Here is an 18186-nt window from a genome sequence, read left to right on the forward strand (position 1 = left end):
CGTCCACCGAGACCCGACCACAAGGAGTTCATGATGGCCATTGAATGGATCGATGCGGTCACCGCACTGCGGGTCGGCATCGTCTACGCGCTCCTCGCGCTTGCCTACTTTCTGTTTGCCCGTACGACGGACACGATCAACTTCGCGGTCGGCGGCTACGCAATGGCAGCGGCGATGCTGTACGCAACGCTCACGGGCGGCGGAACCTCCCCGCTCGTTGCTTTCGTCGTAGCGGTCGGCCTTGGCGCTGTGCTGGGCGGAATGACGGAGACCTTCGTGATTCGCCCGATCGCGAGTAAGGGCCGCGACGAGTTCGTCGTGGTGCTGGCGATCACCGCCCTCCTCTTCGTCATCCAGCAACTGGCCGGTTTCGTGTTCGGCCGCAGGGCGATCATCGGTGAGCCGCTGACGGCCGGTCGGGTCGAGCTCGCTGGTTACGAGGTGAGCTTCCAGAACCTGCTGACCATCGCGGTCGGCTTCGTCGCCGCCGTGGTGGTCGGGTTGTGGATCGGCCGCGGGCGATCCGGCCGGATGATGCGCGCGATCGGCGACAACGAGCAGGCCGGGCTCACCCTTGGCATCCCCGTGCGGCGGGTCCGGTTGATCGCCGCGTCTGTCGGCGGCCTACTCGCCGGCCTGGCCGGCGCACTGACCGCCCCGCAGGCGGGTAACTCCTTCCACTCGGGCGTCAGCCTGTCGATCGTCGGCTTCATCGCCTTGGTCATCGGCGGCATGGGAAGCGCATACGCCCCGCTGATCGGTGGTGTCCTGCTCAGCTTCCTGGAGTTGGGAACCTCCCTGATCTTTGGCAGCACCAGTCGCGACTACTTCTTGTTGGCGGCAGTGCTTCTCGTGTTCATCGCCCGCCCCGAGGGCCTCTTCAGCTTGAAGGTGAGAACCACATGACCATCACCGTCACACCGGCAAGAACCGACCGCATGGAAGTTCCACCGCGATCACGGGGTCGGCGCGACACCACCTTGCTCCCCGCCGTGTTCTTCCTGGTCGCCTTCGTTGCGCTCTATTTCGGGTGGGCGTTGGCGGAGTCGTACCACCTCGACATCGCGATGACGTTCACGATGTTCTCCCTCTTGGCACTCGGCATGTACACGCCGCTCTTCTTGGGGGGTCAGATTGACCTGGCGTACAACGCCTACCTCGCGGCCGGCGCATACGCAGTGGCGATCATTGCCAATCGGACGGACATCCCTTTGGTGCTGGCCATTCCCATCGGTGCAGCGGTCGCTGCGACAATGGCCCTGGTCCTCGGCCTCGTGACCAGTCATCTCACCGGGTTCCATCTGGCGCTCGTGACTCTGCTCGCCGGCACCGCGGCGTACCGATGGATCAGCAGTACAGGAGCAGGCCTCACGGGCGGCGCCAGCGGCATCGGAGGAATCCCTCGGCTGGACCTGCTCGGAATCGAGTTCGGCCGCGAGCAGTTGGTCGCGGCTGGCCTCATCGCTGTGTGGCTGGTGGCCTTCGCCTTGAGTCGATTCCGCCGTTCGCTCCCCGGGCTCGCTGTGCGTCTCAATCGTGCCTCCACGCCGGCGGCTGAAGTCTCCGGTATACCGACGACTTCAATCCGGCTGGTCTCACTCGCCATGGGCGCAGCGATCGGCTCCCTCGGCGGAGTGTTCGTCGCGCTCATGAATCAGTTCATTCTTGCTGACTCCTATGCCCCCGAGATCGTCTTCCTCGCCCTGTTTCTGCCCCTGCTCGGCGGGATTTCCACGCCGTGGGGGGCCGTCATCGGTGCAGGGTTGCTCTGCTTCCTCAACGAGGCATCGGCGTTCATCGAAGGGCCGGGTCCCCTTGTGTTCGGCGGCGCGTCCCTCGCGATCCTGATCCTCTTGCCGGGCGGGCTCATCGGTGTAGTCGCACTGGGGTGGTCCGCTGCTCGGTCGCGGATGCGAAAGGAAGACAAGCTATGAGTGCCTTGCTGCGGTGCGCTGACATCGGCAAGAACTACGGAGGCGTAACCGCTCTGAAGCGCATCGACCTCACGGTCGGCGTCGGAGAGATTGTCGGTCTCGTCGGCGCCAACGGTGCCGGGAAGTCGACACTGATCGACATCATCAGCGGAAACACCGAGCCGTCGCGAGGAGCAGTGATGCTGCGCGACCGTGAGGTCAAGGGTCGACCCGCGCGGCGAGCTCGCGCCGGAATCTCGCGTACCTTCCAACACCCTCAGATCTCCGAGGTGCTGACGTTGCGGGAGAACGTCGCCTGTGGGCTTGCGTCCACGCGAATGAGATCCCCGCTGCACGTATTGCGCGAACTGGCGCTGTCGGCGTTGATCGACACCACCCCGTGGGCGGAGGTGGACCGCCTGTGCGAGTCGATCGGCCTCACCGACCTGGATCGGGTTGCAGGGACGGTGTCATTCGGCGATCTCCGCCTGGCCGAGGTGGGCCGGGCGCTTGTCCAGCAGCCCGACGTCGTCATGCTCGACGAGCCGTTCCCCGGAGTGGATGACGAAGGCGTCATGGGCGTCCTGGCTGCGCTCCGCACCCTGCGAGGACAGGGCAAGGGGGTCCTTCTCGTCGATCACAACGTCGACATCGTGGCCTCGATTGCCGACCGGCTGGTGCTGATCGCCGACGGCGAGGTCGCAATCGAAGGACCCGTGGACGAATGCCTCGCGAGCAGCGTGTTCCGCGAGCGATACATCGGAGTGGCTTGATGAACGTGGAACTGTTGGTAGCCGGAGCGAACGTCACCTATGGCCGTGCTGCCGCGGTAGTCGATGCGGAGCTGGCCGTGCGGCCTGGGACGGTCACGGCCCTTGTCGGGCCCAACGGTGCAGGGAAGTCCTCACTGGTGCAGATGGTCGTGGGGGCGGTACGTGGTCGCGCGACGACGCTCACGCTGGGTGGGCAGGAGCTGACCGGTCTCACGGTGGCGCAACGAGCGATCGCCGGGATCACGTTGGTGCCGCAGGGCCGCCAGTTGTTCCCGCGCCTCACGGTCGTTGAGAACCTCAAGGTGATCGCCGACGCCCTGCGGTTGGCTCCGGCCGTCGTGGACGAGGCCCTGGATCGTTTTTCCATCCTCCGGACTCGCCATGATGCGATCGCTGGAGTCCTCTCTGGTGGTGAACGACAGATGCTCGCCATCGCCCGGGGCCTGATGAGCGCCCCGAAAGTGCTGATCCTCGACGAGCCGACCCTAGGTCTGGCACCGGTCGTCGTCGGTGAACTTCTGAACACAGTCGTCGGCCTGCGTGAGGAGGGCGTCGGCATCCTGATCGTGGAGCCATCGATGCACAACGTCCCGGCGGAGATTGACCACGGAGCCGTGATGATCCGCGGACGAACCGTGTCCGTTCCGGGCGGACACGAAATGTTGAGTGACCGCTATCGCGAGCTGCTCGGCCTCGGCCTGCCCTCCACGCTCGACATGACGCCTTGACCGTTCATCACGGCTCGTGCACCCGAGCCATCCCCCAAGAAGGGCGGGTCGTGTGACGACCATCCAAGACAAGCTGATCCCTGCGATCGAATTCATGCTCTTTGACTGGTTGTCCTTGGGCGATCTGCTCGGCGAACCGCGGTTCGCCGAGCATTCCGGAGAGGCTTGCCGAGAACTGCTGCGGGGGGCGTCTGAGATCGCGGCGCAGTTTTTCGAGCCGGCGAACCGAGTCAGCGACGTCGAGGAGCCCTATGTCGACGTCGCGGGTGAGGTCGTCCTCCCCGCGGAGACGCATCGCGCCTTTGCGGCCTACCGGGATTTCGGTGTGATGGGTGCCAGCCACAACGTCGAGTTCGGGGGCTCCCAGCTGCCGAGGCTCGTGGAGCTAGCGGTCCGCGTCGTCTTTTCGGCCGCCGGACCCAATGTCCTGCCGACCTTGCTGAGCGAGGCGAACGCGTCGCTCATTCTCGAGCACGGTACGGAGGCCCAGCGCCGAGCCTTCGCCGTTCCTCAGATCGAGTCGCGTTTCACCGGCACGATGGCCATGTCGGAGTCGCAGGCCGGTTCCTCGCTGGCAGACATCCTCACAAGGGCAACGCCGGATGGTCCTCGCTCCGAACTGGACCCTCTCGGAGCGCGCTACCGACTGGTCGGCGAGAAGATGTGGATCAGCGGTGCCGAGCACACTCTGGCGGACAACATCGTCCACCTGGTGCTGGCGAAGATCCCTCTCGCCGACGGGACATTGGCTGCGACGACCTCGGCTCTGTCGCTCTTCATCGTGCCGAAGTTCTTGGTCGACAGCGACTCCGGAGACCGCGAACGGAACGACGTGCGTCTGATCAGCCTGAACCACAAGCTCGGAAACCGCGGGATCCCCAACACCGCGCTGGCCTTCGGGCAACTCGACGACGGACCCCGAGGAGCAAGGGGAGCGATCGGCTACCTAGTAGGGGAGCCGGGCGAGGGCCTCTCGCAGATGTTCCACATGATGAATGCCGCGCGCACGGAGATCGGACTCCTCGCCGCCTCGATCGGTTTCGCTGGTTTCGCCGTGTCACTCGACTACGCCAAGTGGCGCCGACAGGGACGTGCGCGGGGCGGTACGTCGACCGACTCGGTGCCGATCATCCAGCACGCCGACGTCAAGCGGATGCTCCTGGCTCAGAAGTCGTACGCCGAGGGGGGCATAGCTCTGGCCCTCTACGTGGCCCGACTGCTCGATGAGCAGCGAACCGGCGACGACGACACGGTGCAGCACGCCACGGCTCTGCTGGAAATCCTTACGCCGGTCCTCAAAAGCTGGCCGAGTGAGTGGTGTCTGGAGGGCAACAGCCTCGCCATCCAGGTTCTGGGTGGTGCGGGGTACACGCGCGACTATCCCGTGGAGCAGTACTGGCGAGACCAGCGGCTGAACATGATCCACGAGGGGACCCACGGCGTGCAGGCCTTGGACCTGCTCGGACGGAAGGTGCGGCAGCGGGGCGGTGAGTCCCTCACGGAGCTGGGCGAGGAAGTCGCGCGCACCGTGGCCGCAGCAGGTGTGGCCGGAATGGCCGATGAGGCGGATTCGCTTGCCCAGGCATGGTCGGCCGTCCTTGAGGCGACTGACCAAGCCTGGGCCACGGGAGATGCCAGCGACGCGCTGGCCAACGCCACGCCGTACCTGCAGGCGTTCGGTCACGTGTGTCTTGCCTGGGTCCATCTGGACCTGGCGCTGGCGGCTTTGTCGTCGAAGCACGCTGAGGCCGCCGGTCGTATCGCGACTATGCGGTACTTCTTCGCCTATGAGGTTCCGCGGGTCTATGGGTGGTTATCGGCAGTCATCGACAAGCAGATGCTGTGCCGCGACCTAGACCCGGCGGTCCTTTGATCCTGACGCACCGCTCCGCTTTCCCGTGCCGTTGCGGACGGGAGCAGTTAGCGACGGAAGCACCGCCTCAAGGCGCTCGGTGTGGAAGCGGATCGATCGCGCGTGGTACTCGGCTTGGTCCGCCGGACTCTGAGTGCCTTGCGCCGCCGCTGGGCTCTCGTCGTCACTGCTGCGCAGCATCCCGCGGAGCAATAGGTCGATGTAGGTGTCGGCAACGTCTTCTGGCGCCTTGGGTCCGTCGGGGGTGTACCACTGCCACAGCCAGTTGCACATGCCGTCGATTGCGAACGCGATGATCTTCTCGTCGCGTACCTCGAACTCCCCCTCGGCCACGCCTTGACTGAGGATCGACTTCAACAGCGTGTCGCTCTGGCGCTTCAACTTGCGGAACTCGTCCTGGATGTCGGCCGGGAACTCAGACTCCGATGAGTACGTCAGGCTGTAGAGGTCGAGGTTGTTGGCCACGGAAGAGACGTGGTAGCGCACATAGGCACGCAGTTGCTCGGTCGCCGTCCCGGAGCTCGAAACGAGGTCCCGGACGCTCTCGAACTCCTGAGTGATCCAGTCGCCAACGACCTGGCGCAGGAGATCGTCGCGTCCGCTGAAGTAGTGGTAGAGCGCGCCCTTGGTCAGCCCCACCTCGTCAGCGATGGCTTGAAGGGAGACGCCCCGGATGCCCTTCTCCTTGAAGAGGCGCGTGGCCACCCGGATGACTTCGTCCCGCACCATCGTTCGTCTGACCATCAACTTGCCTGCTCATCTGCTGTCGACACTGCTGGAGCAAGGATCCTAGCCGGGCAGTGACTCGGCAGGGACACGACGGATGGAGAGGCCGACGAAGGCCACAACATTCTTAAGGGTCAAATTATTGACCCATGGGTAGATCCGGTGTCAGGATGCAGCCCATGACCAGTCGAGAAGCAGCAATCGTTGGTGTGGCGCGTACGCCCATCGGCAAGGCATACCGAGGGGCCTTCAACAACACCTCGGGTCAAGAACTGGCCGGGCACGCCATCGCGCATGCGCTCGAGCGGGCCGGGCTGGAAGGTGGCGAGGTTGAGGACGTCTTGCTTGGCTGCGCGATGCAACAGGGCACGACCGGCTTCAACGTCGCCCGACAGGCAGCTCTTCGCGCCGGCCTCCCTGTCACGGTCCCTGGATCGACAATTGATCGCCAGTGCGCGTCGTCGCTAATGGCCGTCGCCTCTGCGGCACGGGAGATTGTCCAGGAACAGATGACCGTGACCATCGGCGGCGGCGTCGAATCAATCTCGCTCGTCCAGAACGAGCACTACAACGGCCACCGCGCTACGGACCCGTGGCTCGAGCAGCACCGCTCGGACGTCTACTGGTCCATGCTCCAGACTGCTGAGACGGTCGCGCAGCGCTATGGCGTGACCCGCGAGGCACAGGACCTCATGGGCCTGCAGTCACAGCAACGCGCAATCGCTGCTGTCGAAGCTGGCCGATATGACGAAGAGATCGCCCAGATCACTGTCACTTCACTGTCCCGCGATCGGGAGACGGGCGAGGTCTCCGAGAGGGAGGTGACGCTCTCGCACGACGAAGGCATCCGAGCGACCAGCACCGAGGCGCTCGCGGGACTCAAGCCCGTGATGGCCCCCGGTCAGGTCAGCGAGGTCCCAAGTGTGACGGCGGGCAACGCGTCACAACTCTCCGACGGGGCGGCAGCAATCGTCTTGATGGAGGGATCGGCGGCCAAGCGCCGGGGGCTCGCCCCGCTTGGCTACTACCGCGGCATGGCAGTCACGGGCTGCTCGCCCGACGAGATGGGGATCGGCCCGGTCACCGCGATCCCGCGCCTGCTGGAGAACCATGGCCTCACCGTCGACGACATCGGCCTCTGGGAGCTGAACGAGGCCTTCGCCTCCCAGGCCATCTACTGTCGCGACCTCCTCGGCATCGACCCCGAGAAGATGAACGTCGACGGCGGCGCGATCGCCGTCGGTCACCCCTATGGCATGACGGGAGCACGTCTTGTCGGTCACGCGCTGATCGAGGGCCGACGACGCGACGTGCAGTGGGCCGTCGTCTCGATGTGCGTGGGCGGCGGAATGGGCGCCGCCGGACTCTTCGAGGTCGCGCGGTGAGCCCCGCACCGTCGTCTCGGAACCTGACTTTCGACTTCACGGGCCAGACCGCCATTGTCACCGGTGCTGGGCGCGGGGTCGGGCTGGCCATCGCGCGTGCGTTCGCCGAGGCGAACGCAACGGTCGTCGCAGTCGACATGGACGAAGCAGCCCTTGCCGCCGCGGCCGACGAACTGGGTGCGGTGCCCGTCCTCGCCGACGTCGCCGACCGTGCACAGGTCGATCGGGTGGTCGAGGTCGCGCTTGATAGATCCGGCCGGGTGGACGTCCTGGTCAACAACGCGGGCATCCTGCGAGACCGGCGGGTCTGGAAGCTCACGGCGGACGACTGGAATGCGGTCTTGGGCGTGCACCTCACCGGCACGTTCAACTTCACGCAGGCCTGTGTACCGACCTTCCGCGCTCAGGGCTACGGCCGGATCGTGAATGTGACGTCGTACACCGGATTGCACGGCAATGTCGGGCAGTCCAACTACGCGGCCGCCAAGGCCGGGATCATCGGCTTCACGAAGGCGACGGCCAAGGAGTTGGCGTCGTTCGGGGTGACCGTCAACGCGATCTCGCCCAACGCCGAAACCCGAATGATTGACTCCATTCCGCCTGACGTGCGAGCCAACATTGAGGCAACCATTCCGATGGGGCGCTTCGGAGAGCCCACCGAGATGGCCGCGGCGACAGCGTTCCTGGCGTCCGCGGAGGCTGGCTATGTCACTGGCGTCGTGCTGCCGGTCGACGGCGGGTTGGCGATGTGACGTGAAGGTCTTCAACGGAACAGAGGACGTTCGGGCGGCCATTGGCACTCACCTGGGCTACTCGAATTGGAAGGTCGTCTCCGCGGAGGACGTCGAGGCGTTTGCCACGTTGACCGGAGATCAGCAGTGGATTCACGTCGACCGGGAGCGGGCTGCGGCGGGGCCGTTCGGCACGACGATCGTGCACGGCTTCCTAACCGTCTCGCACGTTCCTCTCTTCATGAATGAGGTCTTCGACATTGCCGGGGTCGCGATGCTCGTGAACTACGGCTCTGACCGCGTGCGTTTCGTGAGCCCTGTTCCTACGGGTTCGCGTCTGCGGGGCGGGGTCGAACTCACCTCACTTGCCCACACGAGCCGAGGACATCAGCTCGGCGCTCGGGTGACCATCGAGATCGAGGGTGCCGACAAGCCGGCCTGCGTTGCCGACACTGTCACTTTGATCATGGCCTGAGAAGCAGGGTTGACAGCGTGTGGCCCAGGCCACACTATGACCATAAGGTCAAAAGTTTGAACAACCGGTTGGGTCCGGACGGAGGACATCATGGAGAAGTACGCCTCGCTGTGGCAGCCGCTCAAGATCGGATCGATCACGCTGAAGAATCGCGTCGTCGTCACCGCTCACGCGCTGCAGTACGCCGAGAACAACCTCATGACGCAGCAGAGCGTCGACTACTACGAGGAGCGGGCCAAGGGTGGGGCGGGACTGATCCTGACCGAAGCCCAGGCCGTGCACTCCTCCAGCCGGGGGCTTGCGCTGCGCACGACTCAGGGCTGGCCATCGGAGGTCGTTCCGGTTTACCGGCGCCTCGCTGACGCGGTTCACCGGCACGGAGCGAAGGTGTTTGCGGACCTGTCGCACTTCGGCGTCGAGGACTACAACACCATGCATCTCGACAACTGGCGCGCGCTGTGGAGTCCCTCGGGCCTGCCGTCGGCGACGTACGGCGAGATCGGCCGAGCCATGACGCACGAGGACATCCGCGAACTCGTGGCCGGATTCGCGCGCAGCGCGGCCAACGCCCAAGAGGGAGGTCTGGATGGAGCTGAGGTGCACGCGGCCCACGGCTACCTGTTGTGCAGCTTCCTCTCGCCTCTGACCAACCTCAGGACCGACGAATACGGCGGCAGCACAGAGAATCGCTGTCGAGTCGTTCTCGAGTGCGCCCGAGCAGTCCGCGAGCAGTGCGGCCCTGACTTTCCCATCGGAGTCCGCATTTCAATGGTCGAGGGCGTCCCCGGTGGTATCGACGAGGAGGAGGGCGAACGCATTGCCAAACACCTCGCTGACAGCGGCCTGTTCGACTACATGAGCGTGAGCGCGGGTAACGCATCCACCTTCGATCAGGTCGTTTCTCCGATGAGCCTTCCGGGTGCGCGGCTCGTGGACCTCGCCGCTCGAGCGAAGAAAGTCGTCAACGGCCTCCCGATCCTCACGGCAAACGGCATCACCGACCTGTCGATCGCCGCTGAGATCATCGACGCGGGTCAGGCTGACCTGGTGGCAATGACGAGGGCCCACATCGCAGACCCGCACCTTGTGAGCAAGGCCCTCTCGGGCCGCGAAGGTGAAATCAGGCACTGCGTCAGCGCCAACCAGGGCTGCATCAACCGGATGGCCAAGGGCTGGTCGTTGACCTGCACCCAAAACCCTGCGGCTGGACGCGAGGCACTACTGGGGAGTGGCACCTTCGCGAAGGCGGAAGCCTCGCGCCGCATCGTCGTCGTCGGAGGCGGTCCGGCGGGGATGCGCGCGGCCGAGATGGCCGCCGAACGCGGACATGACGTAGTCCTGCTCGAGCGTGATGACCAGCTGGGAGGTCAGATCCGGTACGCCGCTCGGCTGGCCACCCGCGGACGATGGGCGGTGATGATCCGGGACATGGAACGGGCCTTGGAACGCTATGGGGTCGACGTCCGCACCGGCGTCGCCGCCACAGTCGAGGAAGTGCGTGCGCTCAAGCCGGACCACGTCATCCTGGCGACGGGGTCGCGATGGCGGACCGACGGTTTCTCGGCCAAGCTCGCTGCGCGTCCTGGAATCCCCGGCCTCTCACACGTGCAGGTGCTCGACCCGCTCGACGCCATCACGTCGCCCGAACGCTGCGGTGACCGAGTGCTCGTCGTCGACGACATCGGCGACTACACCGCACTCGGCATCGCCGAGACACTGGCCGACCTCGGCAAGAGCGTCGAGGTCGTGTCAGCGTCACTCTTCCTCGGCGAAAACATCTTGTTGACCCTCGACGTGGGCCACCTGTATCCGCGGCTGCACGCCAAGGGCGTCAGGCTCACCCCGCAACACATCGTTGGCGAGGTCAACGCGGACGGAGCCGTACTCACGCGAGTCTGGGACGGCGAATCACGTGTCCTGCCTGTCGACTCGATCGTCACCGTCATGCTGCGCGATCCCGAGACGACGCACACCGCAGCGTTCAAGGCGGCCTTCCCGGTCACCGAAGTGGGCGACTGCCTAGCACCCCGGCGCGTCGACGAAGCGATCTACGAAGGCGAGATGGCCGGCCGATCGGTCTGATCGTCAGCCGCACTCCCAGTGACGGTGGCCACCCCACCACTAGCAAAGGACCTACACGAAGCCATGTACAGCTGGACCGTCGGTGATTTCAAGATCTCTCGTGTGCTCGAGATGCCGGTTGAGATCGGTGTTTTGGACGGGCTCATCGAGGAAGCGACGCCAGAGGCGGTGCAAGGCCTGCCCTGGCTTGCACCGGACTACGCGAATTCGGCGGGGCAACTGATCTGGAGCCTCCACTCGTATGTCATCGACACGGGCTCAAAGGTCATCGTCGTGGACACCTGCTGCGGCAACGGCAAGTCCGCACCGCTGATCCCGGCTTGGGGAAACCTCGACAACCCCTTTCTTGAGCGGCTCGCCGAGGCGGGGTACGACCGCGAGCAGGTCGACGTCGTGCTCGGCACGCACCTGCACCTCGACCACGTCGGCTGGAACACCATGGACGACGGCGGGCAATGGGTACCGACGTTCCCGAACGCGCGCTACACCTACGCCGAGGACGAGTACAACTACCACCGAGCGATCGCCGACGAAGGTGACATCTCCTCCGACCTCGCGGGTGCCGTCGTCTACGACGGCGCCAACCCCGATATCCACAACCAGCAGCGTCTGGTCTTCGAGGAGTCGATCCAGCCCTGCATCGACGCAGGCCTCTTGGACTTGGTGCCGAGTGGTCACAAGATCACCGACGGGGTCACGTACGTGTCGACGCCGGGGCACACCAAATCGCATCAAAGCGTCATGCTCGAATCCGAAGGTCAGCGCGCCTTCATCACCGGCGACTTCATCCACCACCCGTGCCAGATCGGTGAGCCGTCCTGGCAGTCGCACGGCGATTTCGACCGAGCGCTCAGCGCTGCGCAGCGGGCCGACTTCGTCAAGAAGTACGCCGACAGCGACCTCCTGGTCCTGGGGACGCACTTCGCGGGCACCAGTGCTGGTCGGATCACCCACGCCGACGGAGGGTTCCGCTTCGTTCCCGCCTGAGGCCCGTCGCCGTCGGAACTGCGCAGACGAACTCACGCCATAGCGCAGCGACCCTTGAATCCCGGGGCCCCTTCGGGCGCTGAGGGTTGGCTCAACCTTGCGTCAACAAACCTGGGGTAGCGCTCATGGCTGGCAATGCGGCCTCGCCGTGCTACCCGCGACCCCTGCCAACGGGCGCCTGCAACTACTGGTTCGGCCCTGCCGCGGGGAGTGAATGGCGTCGAACTCGACCGCGCTGACCGTGCCCAAAAGAGGCGTGCCGATAGCCGCCGAGGACTTAACTTTAAACATGCGGTCAAATTATTGACAGTGGGGTAGATCACTTGATTCACTCCTCCGCCATGGGGTGTGCCAGACGGTGCCCGCAACCTTGAGGAGAGCATGATGCGATCAAGTAATCGGACGTTGCGGTCAACCCGCAGCGCTCGCTCGAACATGACGTCGGCGGCAATCGCCCTGACTCTGTTCGCGGCAGCTGGCTGTGCGGGTGCCTCAGACGGACCCTCGGCGGGACCGGCCGACGACCGAGCGGTCCAGGACGCGCAGGTGGCCGTCGATGCGGCCTACGAAGGGACCTACTCGACCCCGCCGTCGACGGCATCGAGCCCGCCCGAGGACAAGAACGTGTGGGTGATCTCCTGCGGACAGGCCGTCATCGGTTGCTCGACACCGTCCGACGCGGCAGTCGAGGCGGTCGAAGCCATCGGATGGAATGTCAACCTCTACGACGGCAAGCTCGGTGCCGACAACGCCTACGCCGACGGCGTGCGTCAGGCCGTCGCAGGAGACGCCGACGCAATCATCATCGCGTCCATCGACTGCTCGTTGATCAAGCAACCCTTGGCGGAGGCGCGAGAGGCCGGGGTCGAGGTAGTCACGCTTCTGTCCTATGACTGCGACGACCCGCGCCTTGGCGGAGGCGAGCCGCTGTACTCGGCCAGCGTGATCCCCAATGCCGACGAGAAGACGGTCTCGGCGTACTCGATTGCTCAGGGAAAGATGAAGGCTCAGTGGGCCATCGCGCAAACCGAGGGGGAGACGGTCGCCCTGTCCCTCTATGAGACCGACAATCTGCTCGGCGCCGACATCGCCAAGGGTTTCGAGGAGGAGATCAAAGCCTGCTCGTCATGCCGGCTCGTGTCGTTGAAATTCACCTTGGCCGACATCGCCAGCGGCGCATTGCCGAACAAGGTGAGCCAGGCCCTGCTCAAGGACCCGGAGATCAACGCGGTCATGACCCCCTACGACTCACTCCTGGTGCTCGGCGTGGCTCAGGCCATCGTGCGCTCGGGTCGCAACGATGAGATCGCATCGATCGGCGGCGAGGGTTACTCCCCCAACCTGGAGCTCATCAAGAACAACGGCGGCCAGGACGCGGCGATCTACGAATCGACAGAGTGGTTCGGTTGGGCTGCGGTCGACTCACTTGTCCGAGTCTTCAACGACGACGCGCAGGAGCCTGCCGGCATCGGCAGCCAGCTGCTCGACGGCGACCACTTCCCAGAGACGAACAAGGCTGGAGTCGTTCCCCCGGTCGACTTCAAGGCTGCTTACCTGAAGGCCTGGGGAAAGTGAGGGCTCCCGAGCTTGCGCGCGCCGACCGCGCCCACTCGCGGCCAGAGCATTCTCTCGACGAGAACTCACAGCCCCGATCGGGCAGGAGTCTCCGCGCCCAAGTCATTTCTTTGGCGGAGCGCAATGCGTTGTTGCTGCTCCTTGCCGTGATCGCCATCTATTTCGCGACCTGGCCGGCGACCGCGATCCCGTTCACGTCCTCCGCCAACATCAGCAACTTGCTGGGGGCCCAGACAGTCGTCGGGCTGATGGCGATAGCAGCGATCTTCCCCTTGGTTGTCGGGGAATTCGACCTCTCCATCGGCAACCTGGTGGCGTTCCTGTCGATCGTCAACGCAGCAGCGATGGCGCGTTTCGATCTGTCGGTCGGGGTCGCGGTCACGGTGACCCTTGCTGTGGCAGTGGCCATCGGTCTCTGCACGGGACTGGCAGTCTCGAGGCTCGGCGTACCGTCCCTGGTCATCACCCTCGCGACCGGGACGCTGATGAGCGGGATCGTCCTTTGGTACACCGACGGGCTGTCGATCACGACCGGAATCTCACCCGACCTCATCGAGCTCGGCTCCGGCACATGGTGGGGAGTCCCGTGTTCGGCCTACCTCCTCTTTGCCGTGGTCCTGGTCGCATGGCAGGTGCTCGAACGGACCCCAGCGGGCAGATACCTGCGGTTTATCGGCTCCAATCGCGAGTCCGCTCGCCTTGTGGGAGTAAGGGTAGAGCGATATGTCACGGCAACCTTCGTGACGTCCGCCGTCCTTTGTGCGCTGGCCGCCATCGCGCTCACTGCTCGTAATGGCGCGGCCAATACCGGGGATGGTCCTGGCCTGCTGTTCCCAGCAATCGCCGCAGCATTCTTGGGAGCGACGACCGTCAGGCCCGGCCAGTTCAACGTCCTGGGCACAATCATCGGGGTCTTCTTCGTCGCCCTGAGCGTCAGCGGACTCAACCTCGCCGGCGTTCTGCCGTGGGTCCAGCCCGTCTTCTACGGAGCATCGCTCGCACTCGCCGTCGTCTTGTCCACCGTGTTGATGCGACGCCGATCGGTTGGCAAGAAGTGAGCTCCGTGGTCAACCGCATCGAGGCTGGTGCCCCGCGTGCTACCGACCTGCCGGGTCTCGTCGTCACCGACGTCACGAAGGCCTTCGGAGCTACGGTTGCGCTCAACGAAGTCAGCCTGGAAGTAGGGGCTGGGCGCGTACACGCCTTGCTGGGGTCCAATGGATCCGGGAAGTCGACGCTGGTCAAGATCCTCGCGGGAGTCCACCAAGCCACCGGCGAAGGCCAGATCCGCGTAGGAGAGCTGGCGGTGCCGGCGTCGACCATTTCACCGGCCAGCTCCGCCTCGCTCGGTCTGCGTTTTGTCCACCAGCAGTTGGGGTTGTTCCCTCAACTCACCATCGCCGACAACTTCGCCGCTACAGCCGGATTCGGCGGCAGGTCGCTCTCACCGATCAACCGCCACAGTCTCAACCGGCGCACCCGCGAGATGCTGGCACAGTTCCGCATCGACGCTGACCCGGAGGATCGGGTAGACCGCCTACGTCCCGCAGTTCAGACCCTGGTGGCGATCGGCCGGGCAATGAGCGACCGCGACAGGGCAAAAGTGTTGGTCCTGGATGAGCCCACCGAGGCGCTGCCCGAAGACGAAACATCCCGCCTGCTGACTTCGATCAGGAACCTCGCCGCAGACGGCCTGACATTCGTGATCGTCTCGCATCGGCTAGCTGAAGTCGCGGAGGTCGCTGACGAGGTCACCGTCCTTCGCGACGGCAACGTCGTCGCATCAGGGCCTACCAGCCAACTGTCGCGCGCAGACCTCGTCGAGCACATCACCGGCAATCGCGTCGCGGTGCCGCGTCGCCGACAAGCGGTGCGCGTTGGCGCAGCACCTGCGGTGAAGGTAGAGAGCCTCAGCGTAGGACCCGTGCGCGATCTCTCCTTCGACGTCGCGCCTGGAGAAATCCTCGGCATCGCTGGACTTGTCGGCTCGGGTCGATCAGCAATCCTTGAAGGCATTTTCGGCGCCCGACCCCTTCGAGGAGGACAGGTGACCATCGGGGGCCGGTCGCAACGGTTTCGGCATCCCGGCGATGCCATCCGAGCGGGGATCGGGCTCGTCCCCGAGAGCAGGACCCACCAAGGCCTGTTCCTCGACCGCTCAGTCACCGAGAACATCACCGCTGCCCGCGTCGAGAAGTTTCGGATCCGAGGTTCGATCAGGACCTCGCGGGAGCAGGCTCACGGGAGGATGCGGGTTGCTGAATTCGCGATCAAGTCGTCTTCTGCTCAAGCGCCGATCGCGACCCTCTCGGGTGGCAACCAGCAGAAGGCGATCCTTGCCCGATGGCTCGACACCTCACCAGCCCTGCTCCTCCTGGATGAGCCGACGCGAGGAGTGGACGTCGGAGCACGCGCGGAGATCCACGCAGTCATCGGCTCTGCGGTCGAAGCGGGAATGGCCGTCATCATCGTGAGCTCTGATCTCGACGAGCTCTGCGACCTGAGCGACCGGGTCATTATTCTTCGGCGCGGCCACGCCACCCACATGCTCGATTCCGGCCTCACCGTCGGGAAGGTCGCAGCCCTGATGCACGAGGCCGGGTGAACGGCATGGATGCAATGCCGATGTCGATCGGCATGTTCATTCCCGAGGCCATGCCGTCGCAGGAAGCTGTCGATTTCGCTGTCGGGTTGGAAGACGCCGGCTTCGATACGGCCTGGTTCACGGAGATAGATCGAGACCCGTTCGTCCGCTGCGCGGCGACCGTCGCCCGCACACAGCGGATCAAGGTAGCGACCGGAATCGCCCAGTGGACGCGGAGTCCCGTCGCCATGGCGATGGCTGCCGCCGAGCTGCACCAACTGTCGGACGGTCGATTCAACTTCGGGCTAGGAGCAGGAACCGCACAGTCCAACCAAGCCCATCACAACATCGATTTCGACCGGCCGGTTAGTCGTATGGCCGAGTACCTCCAAGTGCTACACGGGACGTGGGTCGCTCAGAGCGAGCCCTTCGAATTCCTCGGCGAATACTTCACCGTCCGCGGCCTCCATCAGACAGTGTTCTCCGGTGCTCGGCCTCCGTTGTTCCTCGCCGCAGTAGGTGACAACATGCTCAGGCTCGCCGCACGCCTTGCCGACGGCGTCCTGCTCAACCCGTCCACTAGTGCCCCTCACGTTAAGACCCACGTCCTGCCGCAAGTCCGGGCCGCGGCTGCTCAGGCCGGGCGATCCCTCGATGGGTTCCAACGTGCCGTCTGCCTGCGTGCCTCGGTCGACACCGACCGTGCTCTAGCGCGAGAACGCGCTCGACAAGGCATCGCCGAGTACGGCCGTTACCCGATCCACCTGGCTCAGTACGCTCGCTACGGCTTCGGTCGTGAGGCGGAATGCATCCGAGACGCTCTGGCCAAGAACGACACCCCCGCCGCGGTAGCAGCGGTCAGCGATGACATGGTTGACCTGCTCGGGATTGCTGGAACGCCCGACGAAGTACGCCGTGCAATCCGACAATGGGAAGGCGTCGTGGACTCGGTCGCGTTGATGCCCCCATCTCATGGCCTTTCGCTGGACGAGTTGCGAGCCAACTGCTGGGTGCTTGCCGATGTCTTCGCGGCCTCCTGAGTAGCGGGCGCAAGGTCCGCCGCGACGACGCCATCTGACAGCGAAGGCGCAGTCGTTCGGTCGCCTCAAATAAAGAACTGGTCGAGTGTTGAACGAAGGTCGGGCGCGACAAGTCGTTTGCCGACGTAGTGGCGGAAGGTGACCGACGGGTCGCGGTGGCCGAGCTGGTCGCGGGCGGCGTCGAGAGACACCTCGTGCGCGATGAGGGTGCCGACAGTCCGGCGCAGGGTGTGCAAGGTCGTTCCTGCCAGCGCCTGATCGGACGGGCTGGGCGGTTCGGAACTCCGGCTGAGTGCTGATCGCAAACGGGTGCGCAGGTTGGCGGGGGAGATCCAGTTACCGGTGCCGGTTGCGAAGATCGGTGACTCGGGCGTGCTGGGCGGGTCTCTTCGCATCCGCTCACGCAGCATGGCAGCGACGGCGTCGGGCAGGATCAGGCGGCGGTCATCGCCGGTCTTCGTCCGGTTCTGTCGGTGGAGGTGGTCGACGAACCCTTTGCGTGGCTCGACGACGGTGCCGCAGATGTGCAGTGTGGGCACGGGCCCGTCGAGGTCGTCGAGGTCGATGGGTCGGATGGCGAGGCCTTCGCCCTCGCGACAGCCGGTGCCGAGCAGAAGGTCGATGAACTCCTCGAGGTCGAGGTTCGGCATGCGTTGGTCGGGGACACGGATGGCTGTGCGGCTGACGCGTGTGCGCAGTCGTCGTGCCTGGTCGACGGTGAGGTACTTGACCTCCGGATTGGGTTGTCGGGATGACTGGGAGACGTCCCGGATCGGGTTGGCGGGCAGCGCTCCATGGGCGACGGCGAGGGCGAGCATCCCGCCTAGGACCACTCGGAGCTGCCGTGTGGAGCGGCCGCCGGTCCTGGCCGGGTAGTTGCCGTGCTTGCGCCCGTGCTCGACGTCGGCGAAGAGGCGATCGAGGAGGGGAATGTTCGCTTCGCGAACTCTGACGTGGCCGATGGCGGGGATGATCACCTGCTTGATGTCGTACTGGTAGGTCGCCAAGGTCTGGGGTGCGAGCAGTCCCTTGGTCTTGACCTTGCCGTGGTCCTTGCGGTGTTGCAGCCACAGCGCGGAGAGGTCTTCGAAGGTGGTGTCTCCGGTGATGCCGGCGATCGATGGATCGACGCGCTCCTTCAGGCGGCGTTCGACGAGGCGGGTGGCGGAGCCCTTGGTCTTCTCGGTTGCGCGAACTGAGCGGATGCGGCCGTCGATGTCGCGCACCTGGACGCGGGCGGACCATCGGCCGTCTGCCAGTTGTTTGGCGACGACTTCTCCGTGGCCGCCTCGGGGGATTCGGATCTGCGGCATG

Annotated in this window: 16 protein-coding genes; 14 read left to right on the forward strand and 2 right to left on the reverse strand. The window is 65.0% G+C overall.

Annotated elements, in window-relative coordinates:
- Positions 1-33: 33 nt before the first annotated feature.
- The 5 genes from ASD84_RS21385 to ASD84_RS21405 are packed head-to-tail and all read left to right on the forward strand — an operon-like array spanning position 34 to position 5287.
- On the forward strand, positions 34-906 hold the full coding sequence (locus ASD84_RS21385; RefSeq protein ID WP_056715338.1) for a branched-chain amino acid ABC transporter permease: 873 nt from the start codon (positions 34-36) through the stop codon (positions 904-906).
- Positions 903-1934 carry a branched-chain amino acid ABC transporter permease gene (locus tag ASD84_RS21390; RefSeq protein WP_082573927.1) on the forward strand — a complete coding sequence of 344 codons (1032 nt, stop codon included), beginning with the start codon at positions 903-905 and terminating at the stop codon, positions 1932-1934. Before ASD84_RS21385 ends, ASD84_RS21390 begins: the two co-directional genes overlap by 4 nt.
- Positions 1889-2686, forward strand: a complete 798-nt coding sequence (locus tag ASD84_RS21395; protein ID WP_156394693.1) for an ABC transporter ATP-binding protein — start codon at positions 1889-1891, stop codon at positions 2684-2686. Before ASD84_RS21390 ends, ASD84_RS21395 begins: the two co-directional genes overlap by 46 nt.
- On the forward strand, positions 2686-3414 hold the full coding sequence (locus ASD84_RS21400) for an ATP-binding cassette domain-containing protein (protein WP_056715347.1): 729 nt from the start codon (positions 2686-2688) through the stop codon (positions 3412-3414). The genes ASD84_RS21395 and ASD84_RS21400 overlap by 1 nt, the downstream gene beginning before the upstream one ends.
- A 52-nt stretch (positions 3415-3466) precedes the next feature.
- Positions 3467-5287, forward strand: coding sequence for an acyl-CoA dehydrogenase (locus ASD84_RS21405; RefSeq protein WP_056715350.1), 1821 nt, complete (start codon positions 3467-3469; stop codon positions 5285-5287).
- Here the strand turns inward: ASD84_RS21405 and ASD84_RS21410 are convergent.
- Positions 5267-6031 carry a TetR/AcrR family transcriptional regulator gene (locus tag ASD84_RS21410; protein ID WP_082573931.1) on the reverse strand — a complete coding sequence of 255 codons (765 nt, stop codon included), beginning with the start codon at positions 6029-6031 and terminating at the stop codon, positions 5267-5269. The genes ASD84_RS21405 and ASD84_RS21410 overlap by 21 nt on opposite strands.
- 161 nt (positions 6032-6192) lie before the next feature.
- Between ASD84_RS21410 and ASD84_RS21415 the strand changes: the two genes are divergently transcribed.
- The 9 genes from ASD84_RS21415 (at position 6193) to ASD84_RS21455 (ending at position 16872) form a co-directional block, all read left to right on the forward strand.
- Positions 6193-7398, forward strand: a complete 1206-nt coding sequence (locus ASD84_RS21415; protein WP_056715355.1) for an acetyl-CoA C-acyltransferase — start codon at positions 6193-6195, stop codon at positions 7396-7398.
- Positions 7395-8150, forward strand: a complete 756-nt coding sequence (locus ASD84_RS21420) for a 3-oxoacyl-ACP reductase family protein (protein ID WP_056715358.1) — start codon at positions 7395-7397, stop codon at positions 8148-8150. Before ASD84_RS21415 ends, ASD84_RS21420 begins: the two co-directional genes overlap by 4 nt.
- Position 8151: 1 nt before the next feature.
- Positions 8152-8604 (forward strand): MaoC family dehydratase, encoded by a 453-nt coding sequence (locus ASD84_RS21425; protein WP_056715362.1) that lies wholly within the window; start codon positions 8152-8154, stop codon positions 8602-8604.
- Positions 8605-8694: 90 nt separating this feature from the next.
- On the forward strand, positions 8695-10686 hold the full coding sequence (locus ASD84_RS21430) for an FAD-dependent oxidoreductase (protein WP_056715365.1): 1992 nt from the start codon (positions 8695-8697) through the stop codon (positions 10684-10686).
- 63 nt (positions 10687-10749) lie between these two features.
- Positions 10750-11673: an MBL fold metallo-hydrolase gene (locus tag ASD84_RS21435; protein WP_056715367.1), complete on the forward strand. Its 924-nt coding sequence runs from the start codon at positions 10750-10752 to the stop codon at positions 11671-11673.
- A 546-nt stretch (positions 11674-12219) separates the two neighbouring features.
- Positions 12220-13248 (forward strand): sugar ABC transporter substrate-binding protein, encoded by a 1029-nt coding sequence (locus ASD84_RS21440; RefSeq protein ID WP_162251578.1) that lies wholly within the window; start codon positions 12220-12222, stop codon positions 13246-13248.
- Positions 13245-14306, forward strand: a complete 1062-nt coding sequence (locus tag ASD84_RS21445; protein ID WP_156394694.1) for an ABC transporter permease — start codon at positions 13245-13247, stop codon at positions 14304-14306. The genes ASD84_RS21440 and ASD84_RS21445 overlap by 4 nt, the downstream gene beginning before the upstream one ends.
- Positions 14307-14311: 5 nt before the next feature.
- Complete coding sequence (locus tag ASD84_RS21450; RefSeq protein ID WP_162251579.1) at positions 14312-15853, forward strand: sugar ABC transporter ATP-binding protein; 1542 nt, start codon at positions 14312-14314, stop codon at positions 15851-15853.
- A gap of 5 nt (positions 15854-15858) precedes the next feature.
- The gene (locus ASD84_RS21455; protein ID WP_235531207.1) at positions 15859-16872 is read left to right on the forward strand and encodes an LLM class flavin-dependent oxidoreductase; all 1014 of its coding nucleotides are present in this window, start codon (positions 15859-15861) and stop codon (positions 16870-16872) included.
- Between the two features lie 65 nt (positions 16873-16937).
- Here the strand turns inward: ASD84_RS21455 and xerC are convergent, their stop codons facing one another.
- A complete protein-coding gene (xerC, locus tag ASD84_RS21460; RefSeq protein ID WP_056715382.1) occupies positions 16938-18185 on the reverse strand; it encodes a tyrosine recombinase XerC in 1248 nt (415 codons plus the stop codon).
- Between the last annotated feature and the right edge of the window lies 1 nt (position 18186).

Origin of the sequence: Nocardioides sp. Root682 (genome assembly GCF_001427795.1) — a bacterium.
Taxonomy (GTDB): Bacteria; Actinomycetota; Actinomycetes; order Propionibacteriales; family Nocardioidaceae; genus Nocardioides.